The sequence below is a fragment of the Streptomyces sp. NPDC058619 genome, assembly GCF_042717785.1.
Taxonomy (GTDB): domain Bacteria; phylum Actinomycetota; class Actinomycetes; order Streptomycetales; family Streptomycetaceae; genus Streptomyces.
This window is the reverse complement of record NZ_JBHXQN010000047.1, coordinates 27,527-49,796: the sequence shown is the minus strand read 5'-3', so window position 1 is coordinate 49,796 and position 22,270 is coordinate 27,527. Positions and strand designations below refer to the sequence as shown.

Genomic DNA, 22,270 nt, shown 5'->3' with positions numbered 1-22,270 from the left:
ACATGATCACCGGCACCGTGCCTGCTCTGCTGTCCGGATACCCCTGCCCAACACGGACATGACACCACGTCACTCACGAGACCGGCGAACCGGACGAATCCCGTTCGTGCAATGCCCCTGGGGCACCCGGTGCGCCCATGTGCCCGATCAATGCCCGACTGCGCGTGCTGCGAGCCTTTCACCTGCGGGAACGTTTCCCCAACCCCTGCCAGAGGAAGGGGTTGGACCAGCCGCCGGTCCAGACGGTGGGGAAGGGCGCGGCGAGGCCGGCGAGCCGGCCGTCGACGTGGACGCGGACCTCGCGGTACGGGCCGTCGGCCGCCTTGCAGGAGTACGGGGCCGCGTCCGGGACGGTCAGGTACCAGTACTCCTCGCAGCCGCCGCCGGAGCCGGTCGCGTACACCTCGGCGAGGAGCCGTTCGGTGTTGCGCGGGGTGGTGACGGCCGGGCTGGTGAGCGGCAGGACGCGGTCGGGGGTCGCGGCCGGTCCGGTGGGGCCCTCGGCTGCGTGGAAGGTCAGGGTGACCGTGACGTCGATGACTCCGGTGTAGGTGTCGTCGACGACGTTCCCGATGAGCATCTCGACTGGCTGCGGCCGGGCGAGGGTGTCGCGGTAGCGGGTGACGTCCTTCTCCACGGACCAGGTGATGCCGTCGGGCGAGGGCTGGGGCGTGGAGGTGCGCAGGATCTCCACGCCGCCAAGGGAGAGGTGGCCGAGACGGTCGTACTGGCGGCCCTTGACCTTCCCGTCGAGGCGGAGCACGACCGCGGCCCAGTGGTCGGCGCCGCAGCCGGCGGGGGGTGCGTAGGAGCCCCGGTACGGGGTGAAGTCGCGGAACCGCGCCTCCGCGAGGGTCACCCGGCAGGACCGTGTCGCGGGGCGGGCGACGGGCGGAGCGGGCGTGAGGGGGTCGTGCCAGTCGGTGCCGAACTCGGCGGGCGGGGTCACGCCGCCGGGGGCGGGGGCCGGGGCCGGGCGGAGGTCGGCGGCTACGCCCGGGGCCGCTGCACGGTACGGGGCCGCTGCACGGTACGCAGCCGGGCTCGCGGCTGCCGTCGCGGGTTCCGAGGCGCCGGCCAGGCCGGCCGCGGCGAGGGTCAGCGCGCCGAGCAGGCGCATGATCCGGTGTCGTGTCATGGCCCCGGAGTGAAGCCCGGCGTCCGGTGGCACACCAGGGCGGGCCGCCCCGCCCTGGCGCGATCCGGCCCCCGCGACGGGACTCAAGCTCTGTACGCGGGGCGGTGGCGCCCCGGCGCTCTTCCGGCGGGAGCGCTCGCCTCCCAGCGGGGCTCTGGTGGCCCACTGGACGGGGCCGTTGCCCCGCGGCCGGCCGACCGCGTGCCACCGGGGGCTCCGCCTGCGGGCCGGGTGGCCCCGACCGGTGCCACCACGGGTCACGGCGGGGGTGACCGCCCACCAGCGGGAGTCCGGCGGCCGTTTCCCGCCGGGGCCGCGGACGCCTCAAGCCGGGCGAGGGAACAGCACCCGCCGGGGGCCGGTCAGCTGCCGGTGGGGAGGACGGCCACGCCGTCGTCGTCCGCGTACACGGTGTCCCCGGGGCGGAACGTGACCTCGCTGATCGTGACGGGCCCGTCCACGGCGCCCGCGCCGCTCTTGCCGCTCTTGCCGCTCTTGCCGCTCTTGCGGGGGATCGTGCCCGAGGCCTTGACGCCTCTTCGCCGGCCCGGTCCGCACGCTCGCCGGCCACGGGGACGACGCGCTGCTGCGCGAGCTCGTCCACGGCCCCGGAGAGGGAGCCGTCCTCGTCGTGGACGGCGGCGGCTCGCTGCGCACCGCCCTCGTCGGCGACCTGATCGCGGGCGCCGCCCGGCGCAACGGCTGGGCCGCCCTGATCCTCCACGGCGCGGTGCGCGACAGCGTGGCCCTCGGCGGACTCGACCTGGGCGGTCAGTCGCGGGAGTTGCCGAACAGGATGCGGTAGCCGATCAGCAGGACCAGCGAGCCCGCGATGGCGGAGCCCCAGGTGGCGAGGTCGAAGAACTGCGTCTGGATCGGGCGGTCCAGGAACGTGGCCGAGAGCCAGCCCCCGATGAAGGCGCCGGCGACGCCGATGAGGATGGTGCCGATCAGGCCGCCCGGGTCCCGGCCGGGCAGCAGGACCTTGGCTATGCCTCCGGCCAGCAGTCCCAGGATGATCCAGCTCACGAACCCCATGACCAGTCACTCCGTTTCGGTGGTGCGTCGCGTTCACCGGGGAGGACGCGAGCGGAGCCGAAACGGTTCTCGGGGCCGTGCTCAGCGGCGCGCAGCCGGCCTGGTCAGCGCGAGCACGGCGAGGGTCGCGACGCCGACCGCGCCGACCGCGCCCGCCGCCAGGAAGGCGCCGCGGGAGCGCCAGGAGAGCACGGAGAAGGCGGACTGCGCGGAGAGGACCGAGCCCACGCTCAGCCACGAGCCGGCGGAGCCGAGCGAGAGCGACGAACCGATGGAGGCGGCGGACAGCGCGGAGCCGACCGATCCGATGGACAGCACGCTCCCGACCGAACCGACGGAGAGCACGGAGCCCACCGAGCCGATCGACAGCACCGAGTCCTTGGACCACAGGGAAAGGGACGATCCTTCAGCCATGCGCGTCATGCTGCCACACGGGTGGCCGGTCCGGCGGGAGCGGCGGGGGCGGCGGGAACCGCGGGAGCGGACGGCACCGCCGGGGCGATCGGGGCCACGGGGACCATCGGAGCCGTGGGAGTGATCGGAGCCGCGGGAACGACAGAGCCCGCCGAGGCAGCGGCGCCCGCGGCCACGGCGGCGCCCGTCGGCGCCGGTGGCGTCCGGGTGAGCAGGAGCACGCCGCGCGCGGCCGCCAGGGCTCCCGCCGCCGCCAGCAGCACGCCCGCCGCACCGCCCTGGAGGCGTTCCCCGAGCAGCACCATGCCGATGGCCGCGGCGGCAAGGGGGTTGGCCAGGTTCACGACGGCGAGCGGGGCGCCCAGACCGCCGCGGTAGGCACGCTGGGACAGCAGCATCCCGCCGACCGCGAAGACCACGACGAGCACGGCCACCGAGACGACCCGGACGCTGAGCAGGGCTCCCCCGCGGCCGCCCGCCACGGCCACCGTCTGGGTCAGGGCGGAGGCCGCCGCGGAGGCGAGTCCGGAGGCCGTGGCGTGCCGCAGCCCCGAACGCGGATCCCGGGCGGCGGTCAGCAGCAGGATCACCGCCGCCGTGGCGCCGGAGACGGCGAACGCCTCGGCCAGGGTGAGGGTGTCGTCGGGAGCCGGCCCGGACGCGGGGAGCAGCAGCAGGCCGAGTCCGGCGACGGTGGCCAGCGTGCCCCGCCATTCGGTGGCCGCGACCCGGCGCCCGGCTCCGCGTGCCCCCAGCGGAACGGCCGCCACCAGGGTGAGCGCGCCGAGGGGCTGGACCAGGGTGAGCGGGCCGTACCGCAGGGCCGCCGCGTGCAGCAGCGCCGCGGCGGCGTTCAGCCCGGCCGACCACCACCAGGCGCCGTTGCCGAACAGCGCCTTGGCGGTACGGGCCTCGGCGGCGCGGGCGAGCCGCTCCTGCGCGACGGCGGCGGCCGCGTACGTCACGGCGGAGGCGAGGCAGAGCCCTACGGCGAGGACGGTGGCGTTCACCGTCCGGCTCCCACGGCGGCGCACTTGCCGCCCGGGCGCGGCAGGCGGCGTACGGGGACGGCTCCGGAGGCATCGGGCACGCCCGGGCCGCAACCGGCCACGCCGCCTCCGCCACCGGCCACGCCGGCCACGCCGGCACCGGCGCGTTCGGTGGCGGAGGGTGCGGGTGCCGCGGAGTTCTCGGACGTCTCGGACGCCTCGGCGATGCCGGGGCCCGCGCCCGGCGTCGGGCCCGCGGCGCCCGGTCGGGAGATCAGCAGCAGCGCCGCCCCCAGCAGCACGGTGGCCACGATCGCGTCGAGCCAGTAGTGATTGGCGGTGCCGACGATCACGAGCAGGGTCACCAGCGGGTGGAGCAGCCACAGCACCCGCAGCCGGGAGCGGGTGGCGGCCATCATGCCCAGCGCGAGCATCAGCGCCCAGCCGAAGTGCAGCGAGGGCATCGCCGCGAACTGGTTGGCCATCGTGTCGGCGGCGGGCGCGGCCCGGTAGACGGTGGGGCCGTAGACCTGCCCGGTGTCGACGAGGTGCGCCGCGCCGAGCATCCGCGGAGGTGCGAGCGGGAGGGCGAGGTGGAGCGCGAGGGCGGCTCCGGTGAGCACGACGAGGACCCGGCGGGCCCAGAGGTAGTGGGCGGGGCGGCGGGCATAGAGCCAGACCAGGAACAGTGCCGTCGCGGGGAAGTGGACGCCCGCGTAGTAGGTGTTCGCGGTGCGCACGAGGGTCTCCCCGTGCAGCAGCAGCCCCTGCACCAGACCCTCTCCCGGGAGGTGCAGGGTGCGCTCGGCGTCCCAGATCCACCCGGCGTTGCGGAAGGCCTCATCGGTGCGGCCGGTCGAGAGCGTCCGGCCCGCCTTGTAGACGGTGAAGAGTCCGGCGACGAGCAGCAGCTCGCGTATGAGGCGGCGGCGCGCGGCTCTCGGTCCGGCTGCCGGGCCGGCAGGCGTGGTGTGGGAGGTCATCCCCCGGTCTCGCTTCCTGTATGCGCGCACATCGACACGCCAGTGTATCGATACATTCGCGTATCGATACGCCGCTGTACCGATACGCTCGCGTTCCCGTACACTCCGGACTGGAACGTGCCACCGAAGCGCCCCCGAGGAGAGCCGCAGCCCATGACGTCGACGCCGGTCACCGCGCGCCGCTCCAAGATCAGCCCGGAGCGGGAGCAAGAGTTCTACGACGCCGTCCTGGACCAGCTGCGCGAGGACGGCTACGAGGCCCTCACCATGGAGGGCATCGCCGCACGGGCCAGCTGCGGCAAGTCCACGCTGTACCGGCAGTGGAAGACGAAGCCCCAGCTCGTCGCCGCCGCCCTGCGGGCCGGCCGGCAGGGCACCCTGGTCGCGGTGGACACCGGGTCGCTGGCGGGCGACCTGCGCGAGGCGGCCCGGATCGCCGGCTGCACCTCGGGGCGGGACACCCGGCTGATGCAGGCCCTCGGGCACGCGGTCCTGAGCGACGAGGAGCTCCAGGCCGCCCTGCGCGAGGCCCTGGTCGGGCCGGAGCTGGCCGCCTTCGACGAGATGGTGGCGCGGGGCGTGGCGCGGGGCGAGATCACCGCGGACCACCCGGCCGTGGAGTTCCTGCCGGCGCAGCTGATGGGCGTGCTCCGCATCCGGCCGGTGCTGGAGGGTCGGTACGCCGACGCCGAGTACCTGGTCCGCTTCGTCGACGCGGTCCTGCTGCCCGCCCTGGGTCTGACCCCGCCCGGCTCCCCGGACGGCCCGACCCCCTGATACCGGTGGCCCGCCGGCTCGATGACCGGACGGCGGACCGCCCGCGCTGCCTCGTGGGGACGGCGGCAGCGCGCCACCCGGACCGGGCGGCGGCCACTCCCGAGCGGAGTGCCCGCCGCCCGATCTGCGCGGCCCGCCACCGCTCGAGGTCTGTCATGATCACGAGGTGCACCATGCGAAGCTGCCGACGGCACGTGCCGTCGCATCGCACGTCGGGGCACGACCATGATCGCCCACTACCACTGCGGCGGCCATCAGCCGGCCCTGGAGCACAGCATGCCCATCGGTGAACCGTGGGTGCCCGGCTCGACCTGCGGCCAGCTGCTGATCAGCCTGCCCCTACCTCCACGGCCCGGATCTTGAGCACTGTCCGCTACCCGGGGGCCACGCCCGCATCCTCTGGACTCCGCCGGTGACAGCTGCCGAAATCGCGTTCCGCAGGCGTCAGGGGCACGAGGCGTTGGAGCGGCTCTTCGGCGAGGCGCAGATCGTTCCCGCGGACCCCTTCCGGGCGTCGGCGGTCTGACCCCCGCCGTGGAGGCGCCGGACGCGCCGGCAGACCGCCGCCTCCACGGCGGGAGGCCGCTCGGGGGCGTCAGCGGGCGGCTCCCATGATGCGGGTGAACTCCTCCGGGTCGGAGTCGAAGCCGTGCAGGCGCGCGGTCAACGACCAGCCGCCCGAGTCGTCCCGGGCGAACTCGGCCACCGTGGCCGCGTTGGCGGTCGCGATGGAGTCGAAGTCGGTCGCCGCCAGGTCGATGTGTCCTTCGCGTATGCGGACGCCCGCGCCCTCGATGTCGGCGAACGTCTTCCCGGCGTCGCCCGCGTCGGCGCGCTGTATGACCACGCCCACCACGACCCGGCGCAACTCCGCTGCCATCCGGTCCAGTTCGAGGGTCATGACCTCGTCGAAGCCGAAGCCCTGGCCGGTGTGGCTGTCCCGGTTCAGGGTGATGGTGCCGTCGGGGGACCTGCTGCCGAAGTGGACCAGGTGGACGGGGCTGCCGTGCAGGTCCGCCGCGCCGTAGACCGCGACGACTATGTCCAGGTCGTTCGCCGGTGTGCCGGCCCGACTCGGGTCCCACCGCAGTGCGACCTCTACTTTGGCCAGGCCCTTGCGTACACCGGTCACCGAACTCCCCCTCCGTTTGCCGGGATCTGCCAGGCCATCGTGCCACGCGGCCCGGGCGGCGGGCCGGGCGACCGTACGATCCCGGCCGCGGGCCCGCCGCCCGGAGGCGTCACCAGTTGCCGTCCTGCACGGGTTTGCCCGGCCGCGGGGCGTTTCCGAGCGGCTTGATCTGGCCGGGAACCGGCTCGGACCACGGGGTGTGGTCGTCGCCCAGCCACTCCCCCACCGGCTTGACCTGACCCAGGGGTCCGGCCGGGGCGAGGTCGGTGCCGGACTCGTCGTAGTAGTCGAACCAGGGCAGCCCGGCCCGTGTGTAGGCGGCCCGGTCGACGGGCGACGGCGGCGCCTCCTCCCCGGTGATGCGGCGCCACGCGGGCGGGGTCACCAGGTGGACGAAGACCCGGGCGGCCGGCTGCTCGTCCCAGTCGGACAGCGGCCGGTCGTCGCGGTAGACCTCCTGGTGCATGGAGCCGCCGGCGCCCAGCCCCATCGCGGGGGCGGGAGCGGGCGCCGCCGCGGCGCGCGGGGCCGATCCGGACTGCGGGAGGCCGCCCGGCGCCGCCGCCATCGGCATGGGCACCGCGCCGCCGTACCCGCCGACGGCGCCGGGAGCACCCGGGGGCGGGCCGGCCCCGTACCGCGGGAGGGCCGCGCGGAGCCTGGCCTGCTCCACCCGGAGCCGTTCCTCCTCCGCCCGGCGCCATTCGGCGAGCGCCCCCGCGCGCAGCGGGAACGCCTGGAGCTGCACACCGCCGGTGGTCTCCTCGCCGGTGATCTGCCCCTCGACGGTGGCGCCGAGCCCCAGCGGCACTGCGACGAACTGGCGGACGGTGCCCTCGCCCGAGTTGATCCCGTCCAGCCACGGCTGGCGCGGCAGCACCAGGTAGTTCTGCGGGGTGCGCGCGAGCCGTCCGGTCCAGCGCTCGCCGGAGACCGCGCACACCTTGCCGACGCCGACCTGGAGGGCCCCGGGCTCCCGGGTCCCGCCGAAGCTCAGCCACATCGCCTCGCGCAGGTACACGGGCAGCATCACGCCGCCCTTCGCCAGCCACTCCGGCGGCACGGTGTCCGGATAGTCCTCGACCCTGCGCAGCGGGAAGTCACCGAGACCCGGGGGCAGCGCGTGCGTACCCCACTCGGGCAGCCGCAGGGTCCGGACGAACCGGATCCGCACCCCCTCGCCCAGTAGCAGCGTGCTTCCGTCGATGCGTACCGAACCTGCTCCCATGCCCACCCCTTTATCCCGCTCCGGCCCGTTTCGACCGCAGATCCTGTGGCCGATCCGGATCGTTATCCTCAAGTTTTACTCAGATCTAGTGACGCTGCGCCCGTCGTCTTCCTAGCTTCCTCGTACACGTGTCACGACGTCCCCCCGCGTCCCCGTGGTTCCACGTGCGCCGGCGATCCCCGCGCACGTCCCGCGTTCCGAGGAAAGAGTGCAGCATGAAGGTTCCCCAGGCCGGCGCGGTCTCCGCAGTGATCGCCCTCGCGCTGACCACCTCCGGATGCGGTGGCGACGAAGAGTCCAAGGGGATCTCCATCGGCATCAAGTTCGACCAGCCCGGCATCGGGTTGCGCGAGGCCGACGGATCGTTCACCGGCTTCGACGTGGACGTCGCCACGTACGTGGCCAAGCAGCTCGGCTACAGCGCGGACCGGGTCGAGTTCAAGCAGGTCTTCAGCAACGACCGCGAGCTGCTGCTCCAGTACAACGAGGTCGACTTCGTCGCCGCGAGCTACTCGATCAACGCCAAGCGCAAGGAGAAGGTCGACTTCGCCGGCCCGTACTTCGTCGCGCACCAGGACCTGCTCGTACGCGCCACTGACAACAGCATCACCAGGGCGGAGGACCTCAACAGCAAGAGGCTCTGTTCGGTGACGGGCTCCACGTCGGCGGAGAACATCAAGACCAGCCTGGCGCCGAAGGCGAGCATCCTGGAGCTTCCCGGCTATTCGGAGTGCCTCGTCGCCCTCCAGGAGAACCAGGCGGACGCCATGACCACGGACAACGCCATCCTGGCCGGGTACGTGGCGCGCAAGGGCAACGAGGGCAAGTTCAAGCTGGCGGGCCAGAGCCTGAGCAACGAGAACTACGGCATCGGCGTCAAGAAGGGCGACAAGGAGCTCCAGGTGAAGATCAACGACGCGCTGAAGAAGATGGTCCAGGACGGCTCCTGGGACGAGGCCGTGAAGAAGAACTTCGGTCCGGCCAACTTCAAGTACGACCCGGCCCCGCAGGTCGCCCCGGTCGGCTGACCCGCACCGGCCCGCGGCCCGCCCCCGCCTCCGCGCGGCGGGTCGCGTCCGGAGCCGTGCCGCGGCTCACGCCGTGGGCGGCGCGTAGTGCGCCAGGTAGCCGCGCAGCAGCGGGTCGAGGCCGGAGGGGTCGCCGCCGTGCACCGCCCTCCACAGCCGGTTCTCTATCCAGAAGCGGTGGGCGAACTCCTCGAAGGAGGGCGCGCACCACAGCATGGCGGTCCGCTGCTCCTCCGTGTCGCCGAGGTGGTCCCCCTCGTATGCGTAGTCGAGGTGCGAGTGCACGACGAACGCCTCGCCCGACGGTCGCAGGTAGAGGTACCAGATGACGCAGTCCTGCTGGTCCCGCAGGAAGCGGACGAGGAAGGCCCCCGGCTCGACCGGGCTCGGTATCGGGTCCGAGACGTCGCTCCAGCAGCCCGTCACGGAGACCTCGTCCAGCATGCGGTGCAGGCGCGCGGAGGTCTGGAAGACGGTGAAGTCCCGTGGCAGCCGCAGGCCCTGGGCGTCGAGCAGGCCGGCCAGGGCTTCGAGTTTGGCCACCTGCTGCGGGACGGCGTCGCCCGCTCCTCCGAGTTCCTCGAAGGCGCCGGTGAACCGGCTCGGGTCGAGCGGCGGCAGCGTCTCGTAGGGGTAGCGCTCGTACGTGTAGCGGCAGGCGCGGTACTCGCCGAGGTCGGTGGCGCACCAGGCGGCGCCGAAACCGGCCGGGAGCAGGGCGGATCCGGATCGTTCACTCATCGAAAACCCCGTTGGTCACTGCGAGCGGTTCGTATCGGATCCAGCCTCGCACCCGCTACTGACAACAGCCCCGGCTGCGGGCGCCGATCAGGCATCGGGCGGACGCCCGCCGCACGCGTTCCGCCCCGACACCGCACGTGGCGCGGCGTTCCGCCCCGGCGGGAACACTGATTTCCGCGTTCCGGACACATGGTTTTCATCTGATCAGCACATGACAATGCGAGCCTCAATCAGCCACCTGACACCCCGCCAACCGCAAGGGCGGGGACGGTGCGTGTGGAGAGGAACCCCCACGTCATGAGATTCTCCCGCCTCACTCCCGGGGCCGCCGGCCTCGCGGCGATCGCCCTGCTGGCCGTACCGGCCACCGCTTCGGCCGGACAGGAGCGGACGGCGGCTCCCCACGCCGCCGCGACCGGTACCGCCGCGATCGAGCCGTACTACGCGGCCGCCGAGGGAAAGACCGGCGCCGCGTTGAAGTCGGCCCTGCACAACATCATCAAGACCCAGTCCACGGTGAACTACGACGGGGTGTGGAACGCCCTGAAGGCGACCGACCAGGACCCGGCGAACCCGAACAACGTCATCCTGCTCTACTCCGGCCGCTCCCAGTCCAAGTCCACCAACGGCGGCGGGGCCAACGACTGGAACCGCGAGCACGTCTGGGCCAAGAGCCACGGCGACTTCGGCACCGTCACCGGCCCGGGCACCGACCTGCACCACCTGCGCCCCGAGGACGTCACCGTCAACAGCACGCGCGGGAACAAGGACTTCGACAAGGGCGGCAGCCCCGTCGGCGAGGCCCCCGGCAGCTTCACCGACTCCGACTCCTTCGAGCCGCGGAACGCGGTCAAGGGCGACGTGGCACGGATGCTGCTGTACATGGCGGTCCGCTACGACGGCGGCGACGGCTTCGCGAATCTCGAAGTGAACGACAAGGTCAACAACGGATCCGCACCCGCCATGGGCCGGATCAGCGTCCTCAAGCAGTGGAGCCAGCAAGACCCGCCGGACGCCTTCGAGAAGCGTCGCAACCAGGTCATATTCGACAGCTACCAGCACAACCGGAACCCGTTCATCGACCACCCGGAGTGGGTCGCCTCCATCTGGTGACCCTGCGGCGGTCCGGTGACCGCACGGCGCGGGGGTTGGGCCGCGCCAGGAAGGGTATTTCGCCGGTCACAGGCCACCGACCGCACCCCGCGGCCGGTGGCCGAGCCGACGGAGGTACGTCGCCATGGACGGAGCCGGACTCTCGGATCGCGAGCAGCGCGCCTTCTCCGCGATCGAGGCCCAACTCAGGCAGGACCGCCCCCTCGACCGGATGCTGCGCTCGGCTCCCCGACGCCATCGCATCGTGGTGGCCTGCCTGCTGGGCACGGTGACGGCGGCCCTGTTCGTGGCGGCCTCGGTCACCGTGTCGCAACCCCTGATCTGGGCGTTCGCCGCCACCTGGACCCTGACCGTGGTGACCGCGCTACCGCTGCTCGGCCGGTGGCTCCTCCGCCACTGGCAGCGCCGGGACCACACGGCCGGCCGAAACCCCGACGGCCGGGTATAGGCCGCGCCGCGGGATCACGGGGTGTGACATGCGGCCGACCCCACCCGCGGGGCGGCGCATGGCTGTGTGCCGCTGCCATCGCTGTGACATCGGCACACAGGACACGGGGCACGAGCTAGTCGGTGCAGTACCTCTTGAGCGCCGAGTCGAAGGCGGCCGTGTAGGCAGCGTCGTGCGCTTCCTTCGCGGCCTTCTGCGAGGCGGCGTCAGGCACGAGGCCCTGCGGCGGCGGCTTCAGCTTCGGCTTCGCGTCACAAACACCGGACTGGGCCAGGTCCTTGCCGTCCGTGAAGCCCTCCTTGGCGCCGGCCTTCCGCGCCGTGTCGACGGCCTTCTGGTTGACGGCGTCCTGGGCCGCCTGGCCGCCCAGGCAGGTCGCGTTGATTCCGCCGCCGCCCGCCTGCGTGGCCGTGTACTTGCCGGCGGGTACGTCGGCGGCCGTGAACTTCCCGTCCTCGCCCACGGTGATCAGCACGCCGCCGGGGCCGTCGGTCTGGTCGATGGTGACCTTGGTCCCCTTGGTGAACCCTTCGCCGGTGACGATGGCCTTGGTCGCGTCGCCCGCTTTCGCTTCGACGAAGCACGCCGCGGACGGCACGGCCTGCGGACTGGCCGCCCACACCGCTGCGGCCGTCGGCCCGATGGCGAGCGAACAGGCCAGGAGGGGGGTACAGAAGATGATGCGAGTGCGCTTGTTCATCTCGTGGTCCTCACCTTGGTGGGAGAGGGGTAAAGGACGTCAAGTCCGCGCCTCGGAGGCGGGCATGCGGACCGGGACCCCGAGCGGTTTCGTCGTACGGGACGGGTACGCTCCCCACGCACGTACCGAACCGCTCGAAAGACAGGCCTTCGCTTCCATAATCCCCTGCCCTCCAACGCCTGTCGACTCGCGGCATCAGGACGCTCGAGGCGATACATGAACAGGGGCATATCGCATTCCTGTGATCGTCAATAGACGCCGCCCGCCTCGCGGTCAGAGGCGGTCGGACAGGGCCTTGAACTCCGCCCAGGTGCGGGCGGGTTGACGGTCGTCCCAGACCTTCTGGGAGAGCGCGGCCAGCGGGGTGCGGATGCCCTGCGCCACCTGCGCCTGGGTCTGGGCGTTCGCCAGGTCGCTCCACACGGCGAGCCGGGCTCCGAGTATCTGCGGCCCGTACCGGGCGGGGACCGGGGTCGTGCCGCGCAGCACCAGCGGGGTCCACTCCTCGTAGATGCGCCGGCCGGTGGGGTAGGTGAACTGGTTGGGCTGGCCGAGGACGTAGTACAGGTACTCGTCGTTCAGGTTGACCACCTTGCGGCCCTCGCGCAGGTACTCCAGCGGCGGGCGGGCGCCGAGTTCCCTGCCCGTCCAGTACTCGACCTGGAGGTCCCCGGCGGCCTTCGCGACCCCGCCGGAGAAGAAGCCGTCGTTCCAGGCCTTGAGCGCCTTGCCGGACGGACGGACCACGTCCGCGCGGTCGTTGAGCCAGCCCGTCGCGAGGTCCTGGACGCGTGCCGTGGGCCCGTAGCGCTCCCGGGCGGCCGCGGCGAGCTGCGGGAAGGAGGCCTGCGGGTCGCGGACGACGAGGGCCTGGTACTCGTCGGCGCCCAGGTGCCAGGCACCGCCGGGGAACAACGGCAGGTACTCGTGCAACAGTTCGTCGATGAGCTTGGCAGCGGCCGGGTTGGATATGTCCACCGCGCCCTTGACGGCCTTGCCCTGTACGTCGCGCAGTTGCAGGTCCGGGTGGGCGCGCAGCACCGCGCCGAGGTGTCCGGGCGAGTCGATCTCCGGGACCACGGTGATGTGCAGGCTCGCGGCGAGGGCCGTGATCCGGCGGACCTCAGCCTTGGTGAGGTGCGGGGTGGAGACGATCTCGGGATGGCTGTCGGACTCGATCCGGAAGGCCTGGTCGTCGGAGAAGTGCAGGCCGAGCTGGTTGAGTTTGAGGTCGCCCATCTCGCGCAGCCGGTCCTCGATCCAGTCCGGGGTGAAGTTCTTGCGCGCGATGTCGAGGTTGAGGCCGCGCTGGGGGCGGGCCGGGGCGTCGCGCACGGTCCCCTCCGGGGCGGAGCCGGCGACCTTCACGGCCTGTTTGAGGGTGCGTGTGCCGTAGAAGACGCCGGCCTCGTCGCGGGCGGTGATCCTGGCCCGGCCGTCCTTGACCGTGAGGGTGTACGACTCGGGCGCCTTGGAGGCGGCGTCGTCCATGGACAGCTGTACGTCGCCGGGGTCGGGGTCCTGTGCCTCGGCGAAGCCCATGCCCAGTTCGCCGGCGAGCAGCTTGGCCTCGTCCGTGAGTGCCGCCGCGTCGTCGGCGCCGACGATCACGCGTGCGCCGGTGGCGGGCTTCCAGCCGGGACCGCGGGCCGGGACGTGCTCGCGTACGGCGGGGATGGTGCTCGGGGCCGTCGACATCGGGTACGTCTGCGTCGGAGTGGGGGCCGGGGTCGGGTCGGCCGCTCCGGGGGTCGTGGCCCGGGCCGGGGTGCTGTTTCCGGGGGTGGGGGCGGCTGCCGGGGTCTTCTCGGATGCGGCGGAGCAGCTCGGGACGGCGAGGGTCACCAGCGCGGCCACCGTTGCCGTCGCCATGGCGTGGACCCTCATGTGTCGCCCCCTCATGTGTCGCCTCGGATTTCGCATCGTGCGCCCGTGTCCCCCGTACCAACGTGGCACGGGGGACACGGGCGCGCGACCCGGCGGGTTCAGACCAGGGCGTCGAGGGCGGCCGCGGCGAACCCGTGGTCCTGGTCGGGGGCGCCGCCGCCGACGCCGATGGCGCCGATCAGGCGGCCGTCGCGGTGGACGGGCAGGCCGCCCGCGATGAAGAGGAGTGGCCGGTCGAGGGCGGTCGGCAGGGTGTGGAAGAGGCCGTCGGGCCGGACGGCGGCGGCCAGGTCGGCGGTGGGCGCGTCCAGCTGGAGGGCGGTGAAGGCCTTGCGGGTGCTGGTCTCGCCGGAGATCAGGACGGCGCGGTCGTCGCGGCGGAAGGCCAGCAGGTGGCCGCCCGCGTCCAGGACCGAGACGCCCACGGTGACCCCGGCCGCGTCGGCCGCGTCGCGGGCCGCGGCGACGAGCAGCTCGGCGTCCCCGGTGGTGAGCGGGGCGACGGCGGTGCGGGTGGGGTGGGTGGTGGTCGGCATGGTGCGTGCTCCTTGAACGGTACGGGCTGGGTGCGGGGATTCGGTACGGGCCGGGGTGGGGGTCGGCGGGTGTCAGTGGTGGGCGGGGACGGGTGCGGCGCTCCCCGCGGCCGCGCTCCGGTCCGCGTCGGCCGGGAGGACGCCGGCGGCCGTACGGCGCTCCAGCGCGCCCGAGACGAGGGCGACCACGAGGGCGGAAGCCGCCAGGGCCGCGCCGACCCAGTTCGGGGCGGTCCAGCCGAGGCCGGCGGCGATCACGAGCCCGCCGAGCCAGGCGGCGAGGGCGTTGCCGAGGTTGAAGGCGCCGATGTTGACGGCGGAGGCGAGGGTGGGCGCGCCGGCGGCCTGGTCGAGGACCCGCTTCTGCAGCGGCGGGACGGTCGCGAAGCCGAGGGCGCCGATGAGCACGATGGTGACGGCAGCGCCGGTCTTCGTGTGGGCGGTCAGGGTGAACACCGCCAGCGTGACGGCGAGGGCGCCGAGGGACACGTACAGCATGGGCATCAGGGCGCGGTCGGCGAACCGGCCGCCGATGAGGTTGCCGGCGACCATGCCGAGGCCGAAGAGGACCAGCAGCCAGGTGGCGGAGCTGTCGGCGAAGCCGGCGACGTTGGTCATCATCGGGCTGATGTAGGTGATCGCGGCGAAGACGCCGCCGAATCCGAGGACGGTCATCGCCATCGCGAGCAGCACCTGCACGTTGCGGAAGGCGGCGAGTTCGCTGCGGATGCGGACGCCGCCGGCGGGCCGGGGCAGTTCGGGCACCAGCTTGGCGATGCCGAGCAGGCCGAGGACGCCGAGTCCGGCGACGATCAGGAAGGTGACGCGCCAGCCGAGGGTCTGCCCGACGAGGGTGCCGAGCGGGACGCCGATCACGTTGGCGACGGTAAGGCCGGTGAACATCATCGCGATCGCGCCGGCCTTCTTCTCGGGGGCGACGAGTTCGGCGGCGACGACCGCGCCGATGCCGAAGAAGGCGCCGTGGGCGAGGGAGGCGACCACGCGCCCGGTCAGCATGACGCCGAAGGCGGGGGCGAGCGCGGAGAGCACGTTCCCGGCGATGAACAGGCCCATGAGCAGCATCAGCGTCCGCTTGCGGGGGATGCGGGTGCCGAGGACGGTCATCAGCGGCGCGCCGATGACCACGCCGAGGGCGTAGCCGGTGACCAGGAAGCCCGCCGTGGGGATCGAGACGCCGTAGTCGCCGGCGACCTCGGGGAGCAGGCCCATGATCACGAATTCGGTGGTGCCGATCCCGAAGGCCCCAATGGCGAGGGCGAGGAGTGCGAGAGGCATGAGGGGAGGTGCCCTTCAGGGAGGTGGTGGAGCGGGGTGCGGCGCGCGGCCGCCGAGGGCGACATGCGTTGCTGTCGCCGCTTGCATGCGTCCAATTTAATTGCAGACGCGGGATATACGCAAACGCGGGATATTGCGCGAGTGGCCTATCCTGGTGGTGCACGTGCCGCCACGCCCCGCACCGAAGCACCGAAGCACCGAAGCACCGGAACCACCGCATCCGCAGTTGGAGGAGCCCATGACGGCCACGGATAGCGCGCTCACCGCCCTTTCGCAGGGCTGGTGCGCGCTCTCCCTGTTGCATGGGCGGATCGAAGCGAACATCGAGCGGGCGCTGCAGGCGGGGCACGGCCTCAGCGTGCGCGAGTTCTCACTGCTGGACGTCCTCAGCCGCCAGCACAGCGGACCGGGCGGGCACCTGCGGATGCATCAGGTCGCGGACTCGGTGGTTCTCAGCCAGAGCGCGACGACGCGCCTGGTCAGCAGGTTGGAGGACCGCGGCCTGCTGAACCGCTACATCTGCGACACGGACCGGCGCGGCATCTACACGGACGTGAGCGCGGCGGGCCTGGACCTCCTCGCCGCTGCCCGCCCGACGAACGACGCCGCCCTGCGCGAGGCCCTGGACGAGGCCGCGCTCGACCCGCAGCTGGCCCCGCTGGTCACGGCGGTGGAGAACACCGCCCCCGCAGCGCCCCGGGGGCACTGACCACGAGTGGGCGGTCCCGTCAGCGCTGCCCCGGTGACGACGGCGTGGACCCCGGGCCGGCCGACGGGGCCGACGAGGACGAGGACGGCTGCCGGGACGGGCTCGGCCCGCCCGGCGGCTGCGGCGACGAGGCCGCGGGGGCTGCCGACGGGTTCCCCGCCCTGGACGTCGGGGTCACGGACGGCGTCGCCCGCGGGACCGGGTACGACGCCGTCGCGTCCGGGCCGGGGGCCGAAGTGGGCTCCGCCGGCTCCGCGGTCCCGGCCGACGGGGACGGGTGCACGGACGGTGACCGGCCCGGCGTCGGGGTGGACGGCGTCAGCTCCGGCGGCGCGGCCGGCGGGACCGGCCGGGGCGGTCCGGGGTCCGGCGCGAGCACCAGGTAGCCCACCATGGCCGCGGCCGCCGCGGCGAGACCGGCCAGGGGCAGCGTGAACCCCCGCAGCCGCGCCACCGGAGACCGCCGCAGGCCCGTCCCCGGCGGGTCCGCCGGGCGGAGGTCGCGCACGGTGATCCCGGCGGCGCGGGCGTCGAGGGCCTGCCGCAACCGCCGCTCGGCGGGGTGTTCGGCGTCGTGCGTCGTACGCGTCATACCCGACCCTCCAGAATCCGTTCCAGCGCGTCCAGTCCCCGGCTCGCGTTCGACTTGACCGCGCCCCGGCTGATGCCGAGCGTGGCCGCTATCTCCGCCTCGCTGAGGTCGGCCCAGTACCGCAGCACCAGGACCTGCCGCCGGCGCGGGGTCAGTCTGCCGAGCGCGGCGAGCACCTCGCGGTGTGCCTCGCCGAGCACGACGTGCGCCTCCGCCGACGGCACGTCGGCCGCGGCCGGCGGTGTCCACGCCCGCACGGTCCGCCGGCGGCGCAGTACCGAGCGGGAGGTGTTGACCACCGCCGTGCGCAGGTAGCCGAGGGCGTTGTCCACCTCGGTGATGTGCTCCCCGTGGCGGCGGTACAGGGCGGTGAAGGCGTCCTGGACCACGTCCTCAGCGGTGGCCAGGTCGTCGACGAGCAGCACGGCCAGCCGCACCATGCCCAGCCGGTGGGCGTGGTACAGCGCGCTGACCGTGGGCGGGGCCCCGTCCCCAGGGGCGGGCCCGTGGCCGTGGGCGGGCCCGTGGCCGCCGGGTCGCTCGTACGGGTACGCGTACGCGTGCCCGGCCGCAGGCGGGGAGGAGCGGTCGCGGCGCAGGAACGACCACAGGCCCCGCCGCGCCCGGTCGATGACGGGAGCGGCGGGGCCGGCGGTCGGTGCGAGGTGGAGCACGTGGTTCCTAGGCGTTGGCGCGGCGCCGTACGGCGTACAGGGCTCCGCCGCCGACGACGATCAGGCCGACGGCCCCGGCGCCCAGGGCGGTGGTGGTGGCGGACGAGCCGGTCTCGGCGAGCTCGGGCGTACCGGACGGTGCGCCGGGGGCCGCGCTGGGAACGGCGGCGGGAGCGCCGGTGGGCCGGACGCTCGGGGCGGAGCTCGGGGAGGCGCTCGACGGGGTACTGACGGACGGAGTGGGCGCCGGGGCGGCGCTCGGCGTGGCGCTCCCGGGAGCACTGGGAGCGGCGCTCGGCGTGGCGCTCGCCGGAGCGCCGGGGGCGGCCGGGGCGGGGGCGGCCGGGGCGGGGGCGGCCGAGGAGGTGGTCGCGGCGGAGGCGGGCCCGGCGAGAGCGACGGCCACACCCACGGCGGCAACGGTGACGGCCACCGCTCGGCGGACGGGCTGGGGGACGCGCTTCAGGTTCTTCACGGTGGTTCTCCACGGTCGGTCGAGGACGCCGGATCACGCCCTTCACCCCCGCACGACGCGCGACCCGCCGTTCGGTTGCCGCCGTCGGCGAAGAATTTTCCGCCGGCCCGGAACTCCGCCGCGGCCGCGCCGGTCGGCGGACGTCCGGGCGCTGCGTGCGCCGCGGGTGTCAGCGCGCGGGCAGGGGACGGGCCGGGGCGGGGCGGGGCGGGGCCCGTAGGACTCGTCGCCCGAGCTCGCACCCGCCAGCATGACGAGCAGCCTGACCCAGCCGATCAGCGGGACGACGACCGCCAGGATCCACCAGCCCGCCCGGCCGATGTCGTGCAGCCCGCGTACGGTCACGGCGAGCGTCGGCAGCAGGGCGGCGAGACCGAAGAGGAACGCGGGGCGGTCGTTGCCGAGGAGGAGATCGCCGAGGCGGACGCACCCCGCGATGATCAGCGCGTTGACCGGCCAGAACGTCCAGAACTCGCGGCGCGGGGCCCGGCCGCGGCAGACGGCGTACTTCCCGAGGACATCGGTGGGGTGGTGCATGACTTCCCAGGGGAGCAGGAACGGGGCCCCGGGCCGCAGTTGAACGGGCCGGACTCGGACCGTAGAGCGGACGGGCCCGCTCGTCAAGGGGCATCGGCCCAGGTCAGAAGGGCCGGGCGGGGATCCCCGGCCGACCCGCTTCCCGCTCCCCCGGCCGACCCCGTCCGCCCTCTCAGTCCCCTCAGTCCCCTCAGCCCGCTCAGCCCGCTCTGCCCCCTCCGCCCCGTCACCCGCTCGGCCAGCCCCCTCAGCCTCCTCGGCCCGATCCGCCCAGCCCGCTCAGGGCCGTGGCCAGGATGGCGACGCCCTCCTCGATCTCGCCGGCCGGTCCCGCCGCGTAGCCGAGGATCAGGCCCGGCGGCCCCGGGCCGAGGCGGTGCCAGGACAGCGGGTGGGTCTTGACCCCGAGCGCGAGGGCGGCCGACGCGAGCGCGGTGTCCTCGAAGCCGGCTCCGTCGAAGGTGACCATCAGGTGCAGACCAGCCGCCGCACCGTGCACCCGGGCCCCGGGCAGCTGCTCCGCGAGCGCCCGGAGCATCGCGTCCCGGCGGCGCCGGTGCCGGCGCCGGACGAACCGGAGGTGGCGTTCGAGCTCGCCCGAGTCCATCAGCCGGGCGAGCACCAGCTGGGCGAGGACCGGGTTGCCGAGGTCGGCGTAGCGCTTGGCCTCCGTCACCGCGTCGCGCAGCCGCGACGGCACCAGCAGCCAGCCGAGGCGCAGTGCCGGGGCCAGCAGCTTGGACACGCTCCCGGCGTAGCAGACGCCCTCGGGTACGAGGGCCCGCAGGGCGGGCACGGGCGCCCGGTCGTAGCGGTGCTCGGCGTCGTAGTCGTCCTCGATGACCAGTCCCCCGCCGGCGGCCCAGCCGAGCAGGTCCCGGCGCCGTTCGCCGTCGAGGACGACCCCGGTGGGGAACTGGTGCGCGGGGGTGAGCAGGACTGCGGCGGCCCCGCACGCGCGCAGCCGGGACACGTCCAGCCCGGCTTCGTCCACCGGTACGGGGACCGGCTCCAGCCCCCAGTGCTCCAGCTGTTGGCGGGCGCCCAGCGAGCCGGGGTCCTCCACCGCGACGCGCCGTACGCCGTCGTCCCGCAGGACCTGCGCGAGCAGGGCCAGCGCCTGGGCGACCCCGGCGACGACCACCACCTCGTCGGGGTCTGCGCGGATGCCCCGGTTGCGGGCCAGCCAGCCCGCCACGGCCGCCCGGAGCGCGGGCGCGCCCTGGGGGTTGCCGTAGCCGAAGTAGGCCGGGGTGAGCCCGGCCAGCACCCGGCGCTCCGCCTGGAGCCAGGCGGTACGGGGGAAGGCCGTCAGGTCGGGCACGCCGGGCGAGAGGTCGATCCGGCACGGCTTCGCCCGGAGCGCGTCGACCAGCCCGCCGCGGGCCGGGACGGTGGACGGTCCGGTCGGCGCGGGCGGGGCGGCGACGACGACCGTGCCGCCGCGGCCCCGGCCGGAGACCTGGCCGGTCTCCGCCAGCCGTTGGTACGCCTCCGTGACGAGGCCCCGGGACACGCGGAGCTCGGCGGCGAGCACGCGGCTGGCCGGGAGGCGGGAGCCGACGGGCAGCGTGCCGTCGGCGATGGCGGCGCGGAGCCGGGCGGCCAGCCACTCGGTGCGCCCGCCGGCCGGCGCTCCGGCCAGGTCGAGCTGGAGGAAGTCGGAGCTCCCGGCGCCCGCGCGCCCGTCCGGAACCGCTGTATTGGACCCCTGAGACGCATCGTCATTGGACCTGCTCACGGGACCATTGTGGGACCAGGATCAGCCGCATGAGAACACCCGCCCCTACACCCGCCACCCCGACACCCACCGCGACATCACCCGCGACATCGGTCGCGGCTTCCCGTGCCACGCCCGCCACGGCGACCAGCGCCCTCCGGGATCTGGCGCCGGGCATCGTCGGCATGGCGCTGGTCGGCAGCAGCGTCACCGTCTCCCGCTCCCTCGTCGACGCGCCGCTCTTCGCCGTCCAGGCCGTCCGGTACACGGCGGCCGCCCTGCTGCTGCTCGCGCTGGCGCGGGCCGCCCGGGTTCCGGTCCTGTGTCCGCGCGGCCTCGAATGGCTCTGGCTGGCCGGGATCGCGGCGACCGGGCTGGTGCTGTTCAACGTGGCCGTCGTCCGCGGGGTCGCGCACGCCGAACCGGCCGTCATCGCGGTCGCCGTGGCCTCCGTACCGGTGTTGCTCGGGGTGATCGGCCCGTTCCTGGAGGGACGGCGGCCCAGTCGCCGCGTGCTGTTGGCCGCCCCCGTCGTGGTCGCCGGGGCGGTGCTGGTCGAGGGGACGGGCCGGACCGACGCCGCCGGGGTGGCCTGGGCGGCGCTCGCGTTGGGCTGCGAGGCCGGCTTCACCCTGCTCGCCGTGCCGGTGCTGCGGCGGCACGGCGCGTGGGGAGTCTCGGTGCACGCGGTGTGGATGGGGGCGGTGATGCTGACGGGGCTCACGCTGGTCTTCGAGCGCCCGGCCGACCTGGCGTCCCTCGGCACGGGCCAGTGGGCGGCCGCGGCGTACCTGGCCGTCATGGTCACGGCGGTGGCATTCCTGCTCTGGTACCGCACGGTGGCCGCCGTGGGCGCCGGCCGGGCCGGGCTGCTGACCGGGGTCGCGCCGCTCGCCGCAGCCGGCGCCGGAGCCCTCACGGGCGGCGGGGTCCCCGGCCCGGCGGTCTGGCTGGGGCTGGCCGTCGTGGTCGTCGGGCTCGCGGCGGGACTGCGGCCCGAACACGGCGCCGCGACGCCCCGAGCGGCGTCCGGCCCCGCGCCGGCCCCCGCCCCGCGCGGTGCAACGTACGCCCCGGCGCCCGCGATTGCGGACCCCGCACCCCACCCCGCAACCCCGCACCCCATCCGGCACCGGCCGCACCGGCCGGCGGCGCGGCCGCCCCGGACCGCCGCGACGGCCGGGGGCCCGCGTGACGACCGGGCCCGCCCCGGCCTGCCGGTCGCGGGGATCGCCCGGCGGGTCGGCTACGAGGACCCGGCCCACTTCAGCCACCTGTTCAGCCGCCGGGTGGGCACGGCTCCCGTCAGGTTCCGGGCCCAGTAGCCGGTACGGGGTCCGGGGCCGGTCCGCTGAGCTGCCCGTCGGGGCGCCGCGCGTAGCAGAACAGGTGCTCCTCCGGTTCGGCGAGGCCCCCGGCGGGCTGGAAGAGGACCGTACGGTGGTGCAGCACCTCCAGCCCCCCGGCCGCGAGCCGGGCCAGGTGGTCCCCGGTGGACAGGCTGCTGACGGTGACCCGGTGGCCCATGAACTCGATGCCCAGGCCCCGGATGTCACCGGGCACGGTCGCCAGCACGAGGTAGCCCCCCGGCCGGACCCACGACGCCATCCGCTCCAGGGCCGCCGCCACCTCCGGCTGGTCCATCATCAGCAGCGGGAAGAACGAGCACACGGCGTCGAAGCCGGCCTCACCCGGAGCGTATGAGCGGACGTCGGCCTGCTCGAAGCGGGCCTGCGGTACCCGGCCGCGGGCCAGGGCGACCATCGCCCCCGAGACGTCGATGCCCGTCACCGCGCAGCCCGCGGCGGCGAGCCTTTCGGCGGTCGGCCGGCCGGTGCCGCTCCCCACGTCCAGCACCCGGGCGCCGCGTGGCAGCCGGGCGGCGAGCCAGTCGAGGGCCTCCAGCTGCGCGGGGTCCTGCCCGAAGGCCTCCTCGTAACGCGTGGACAGGGCGTCGAACACCTCGGCTGCGGACGGTTCCCGCTCGTTCGTCGGCACGTACGTTCCTCCCGGTCGGTCGTCGGCTGTGCGGGGTGCCCCAGCACAGGTCCAGGGCGTGCATGCAGGCCCAGGGCGTTGCAGGTCCGGGGGCAGGTCCGGAGCCGGGCCCGGGGT

25 protein-coding genes and 1 pseudogene are annotated in these 22,270 nt (G+C 74.2%); 8 read left to right on the top strand and 18 right to left on the bottom strand.

What is annotated here, in order from left to right:
- Positions 1-208: 208 nt before the first annotated feature.
- Positions 209-1,138 (bottom strand): annotated as a pseudogene (locus ACFWTC_RS30615) (peptide-N4-asparagine amidase); the annotation flags it as partial.
- Between the two features lie 362 nt (positions 1,139-1,500).
- On the bottom strand, positions 1,501-1,653 hold the full coding sequence (locus ACFWTC_RS30610; protein ID WP_384029261.1) for a hypothetical protein: 153 nt from the start codon (positions 1,651-1,653) through the stop codon (positions 1,501-1,503).
- Between the two features lie 68 nt (positions 1,654-1,721).
- Here ACFWTC_RS30610 and ACFWTC_RS30605 point away from each other — a divergent pair, with 68 nt between their 5' ends.
- Positions 1,722-1,943 (top strand): hypothetical protein, encoded by a 222-nt coding sequence (locus tag ACFWTC_RS30605; protein WP_384074789.1) that lies wholly within the window; start codon positions 1,722-1,724, stop codon positions 1,941-1,943.
- Here the strand turns inward: ACFWTC_RS30605 and ACFWTC_RS30600 are convergent.
- The 4 genes from ACFWTC_RS30600 to ACFWTC_RS30585 form a co-directional block, all read right to left on the bottom strand.
- A complete protein-coding gene (locus tag ACFWTC_RS30600; RefSeq protein ID WP_383919900.1) occupies positions 1,910-2,176 on the bottom strand; it encodes a GlsB/YeaQ/YmgE family stress response membrane protein in 267 nt (88 codons plus the stop codon). The two genes, ACFWTC_RS30605 and ACFWTC_RS30600, sit on opposite strands and share 34 nt — an antisense overlap.
- A gap of 81 nt (positions 2,177-2,257) precedes the next feature.
- On the bottom strand, positions 2,258-2,590 hold the full coding sequence (locus tag ACFWTC_RS30595; protein ID WP_383919898.1) for a hypothetical protein: 333 nt from the start codon (positions 2,588-2,590) through the stop codon (positions 2,258-2,260).
- Between the two features lie 5 nt (positions 2,591-2,595).
- Positions 2,596-3,600, bottom strand: a complete 1,005-nt coding sequence (locus ACFWTC_RS30590; protein WP_383919896.1) for a hypothetical protein — start codon at positions 3,598-3,600, stop codon at positions 2,596-2,598.
- Entirely contained in the window at positions 3,597-4,562 is a 966-nt protein-coding gene (locus ACFWTC_RS30585; protein ID WP_384029220.1) for a phosphatase PAP2 family protein, read from the bottom strand. The genes ACFWTC_RS30590 and ACFWTC_RS30585 overlap by 4 nt, the downstream gene beginning before the upstream one ends.
- Positions 4,563-4,715: 153 nt before the next feature.
- Here ACFWTC_RS30585 and ACFWTC_RS30580 point away from each other — a divergent pair, with 153 nt between their 5' ends.
- A complete protein-coding gene (locus tag ACFWTC_RS30580; RefSeq protein WP_383919890.1) occupies positions 4,716-5,339 on the top strand; it encodes a TetR/AcrR family transcriptional regulator in 624 nt (207 codons plus the stop codon).
- 595 nt (positions 5,340-5,934) lie between these two features.
- On the opposite strand, the gene ACFWTC_RS30575 is transcribed toward ACFWTC_RS30580, so the two are convergent.
- Both ACFWTC_RS30575 and ACFWTC_RS30570 read right to left on the bottom strand, forming a co-directional pair.
- Positions 5,935-6,471, bottom strand: a complete 537-nt coding sequence (locus ACFWTC_RS30575) for a TerD family protein (protein WP_383919887.1) — start codon at positions 6,469-6,471, stop codon at positions 5,935-5,937.
- 109 nt (positions 6,472-6,580) lie between these two features.
- Complete coding sequence (locus tag ACFWTC_RS30570; protein WP_384029222.1) at positions 6,581-7,699, bottom strand: hypothetical protein; 1,119 nt, start codon at positions 7,697-7,699, stop codon at positions 6,581-6,583.
- A gap of 215 nt (positions 7,700-7,914) precedes the next feature.
- Here ACFWTC_RS30570 and ACFWTC_RS30565 point away from each other — a divergent pair, with 215 nt between their 5' ends.
- Positions 7,915-8,727: a glutamate ABC transporter substrate-binding protein gene (locus ACFWTC_RS30565; RefSeq protein WP_383919881.1), complete on the top strand. Its 813-nt coding sequence runs from the start codon at positions 7,915-7,917 to the stop codon at positions 8,725-8,727.
- A 66-nt stretch (positions 8,728-8,793) separates the two neighbouring features.
- Here the strand turns inward: ACFWTC_RS30565 and ACFWTC_RS30560 are convergent, their stop codons facing one another.
- The gene (locus ACFWTC_RS30560; protein ID WP_383919879.1) at positions 8,794-9,468 is read right to left on the bottom strand and encodes a hypothetical protein; all 675 of its coding nucleotides are present in this window, start codon (positions 9,466-9,468) and stop codon (positions 8,794-8,796) included.
- A gap of 297 nt (positions 9,469-9,765) precedes the next feature.
- Between ACFWTC_RS30560 and ACFWTC_RS30555 the strand changes: the two genes are divergently transcribed.
- Positions 9,766-10,581 (top strand): endonuclease I family protein, encoded by an 816-nt coding sequence (locus ACFWTC_RS30555; protein ID WP_384029224.1) that lies wholly within the window; start codon positions 9,766-9,768, stop codon positions 10,579-10,581.
- Positions 10,582-10,705: 124 nt separating this feature from the next.
- Entirely contained in the window at positions 10,706-11,029 is a 324-nt protein-coding gene (locus ACFWTC_RS30550; protein WP_384029226.1) for a DUF3040 domain-containing protein, read from the top strand.
- A 115-nt stretch (positions 11,030-11,144) separates the two neighbouring features.
- On the opposite strand, the gene ACFWTC_RS30545 is transcribed toward ACFWTC_RS30550, so the two are convergent.
- From ACFWTC_RS30545 to ACFWTC_RS30530, 4 genes are all read right to left on the bottom strand, one after another.
- Positions 11,145-11,729, bottom strand: a complete 585-nt coding sequence (locus ACFWTC_RS30545) for a hypothetical protein (RefSeq protein ID WP_383919871.1) — start codon at positions 11,727-11,729, stop codon at positions 11,145-11,147.
- 273 nt (positions 11,730-12,002) lie between these two features.
- The gene (locus ACFWTC_RS30540) at positions 12,003-13,601 is read right to left on the bottom strand and encodes a glycoside hydrolase family 20 protein (protein WP_384029228.1); all 1,599 of its coding nucleotides are present in this window, start codon (positions 13,599-13,601) and stop codon (positions 12,003-12,005) included.
- A gap of 113 nt (positions 13,602-13,714) precedes the next feature.
- The gene (locus ACFWTC_RS30535; protein ID WP_383919866.1) at positions 13,715-14,152 is read right to left on the bottom strand and encodes a heme-binding protein; all 438 of its coding nucleotides are present in this window, start codon (positions 14,150-14,152) and stop codon (positions 13,715-13,717) included.
- Between the two features lie 72 nt (positions 14,153-14,224).
- Positions 14,225-15,448, bottom strand: coding sequence for an MFS transporter (locus ACFWTC_RS30530; protein WP_384029230.1), 1,224 nt, complete (start codon positions 15,446-15,448; stop codon positions 14,225-14,227).
- Positions 15,449-15,686: 238 nt separating this feature from the next.
- On the opposite strand from ACFWTC_RS30530, the gene ACFWTC_RS30525 reads away from it, so the two are divergent.
- Together ACFWTC_RS30525 and ACFWTC_RS30520 are read left to right on the top strand one after the other, a co-directional pair.
- Positions 15,687-16,157: a MarR family winged helix-turn-helix transcriptional regulator gene (locus ACFWTC_RS30525; protein WP_383919863.1), complete on the top strand. Its 471-nt coding sequence runs from the start codon at positions 15,687-15,689 to the stop codon at positions 16,155-16,157.
- A 44-nt stretch (positions 16,158-16,201) separates the two neighbouring features.
- On the top strand, positions 16,202-16,543 hold the full coding sequence (locus tag ACFWTC_RS30520) for a BatC protein (protein WP_383919861.1): 342 nt from the start codon (positions 16,202-16,204) through the stop codon (positions 16,541-16,543).
- Positions 16,544-16,745: 202 nt separating this feature from the next.
- Here ACFWTC_RS30520 and ACFWTC_RS30515 read toward each other — a convergent pair whose 3' ends face one another.
- The 4 genes from ACFWTC_RS30515 to ACFWTC_RS30500 all read right to left on the bottom strand — a co-directional run bounded on the left by ACFWTC_RS30515 (position 16,746) and on the right by ACFWTC_RS30500 (position 20,176).
- Positions 16,746-17,423: an RNA polymerase sigma factor gene (locus ACFWTC_RS30515; protein ID WP_383919858.1), complete on the bottom strand. Its 678-nt coding sequence runs from the start codon at positions 17,421-17,423 to the stop codon at positions 16,746-16,748.
- Positions 17,424-17,430: 7 nt separating this feature from the next.
- Positions 17,431-17,898 (bottom strand): LAETG motif-containing sortase-dependent surface protein, encoded by a 468-nt coding sequence (locus ACFWTC_RS30510; protein ID WP_384029232.1) that lies wholly within the window; start codon positions 17,896-17,898, stop codon positions 17,431-17,433.
- A 42-nt stretch (positions 17,899-17,940) separates the two neighbouring features.
- Positions 17,941-18,435, bottom strand: coding sequence for a DUF805 domain-containing protein (locus ACFWTC_RS30505; protein ID WP_383919852.1), 495 nt, complete (start codon positions 18,433-18,435; stop codon positions 17,941-17,943).
- Positions 18,436-18,682: 247 nt separating this feature from the next.
- Positions 18,683-20,176 carry a PLP-dependent aminotransferase family protein gene (locus tag ACFWTC_RS30500; RefSeq protein ID WP_384029234.1) on the bottom strand — a complete coding sequence of 498 codons (1,494 nt, stop codon included), beginning with the start codon at positions 20,174-20,176 and terminating at the stop codon, positions 18,683-18,685.
- Between the two features lie 29 nt (positions 20,177-20,205).
- Between ACFWTC_RS30500 and ACFWTC_RS30495 the strand changes: the two genes are divergently transcribed.
- Positions 20,206-21,480 (top strand): EamA family transporter, encoded by a 1,275-nt coding sequence (locus ACFWTC_RS30495; protein WP_384074787.1) that lies wholly within the window; start codon positions 20,206-20,208, stop codon positions 21,478-21,480.
- On the opposite strand, the gene ACFWTC_RS30490 is transcribed toward ACFWTC_RS30495, so the two are convergent.
- On the bottom strand, positions 21,461-22,153 hold the full coding sequence (locus ACFWTC_RS30490) for a class I SAM-dependent methyltransferase (RefSeq protein WP_383919845.1): 693 nt from the start codon (positions 22,151-22,153) through the stop codon (positions 21,461-21,463). The genes ACFWTC_RS30495 and ACFWTC_RS30490 overlap by 20 nt on opposite strands.
- Positions 22,154-22,270: the final 117 nt, after the last annotated feature.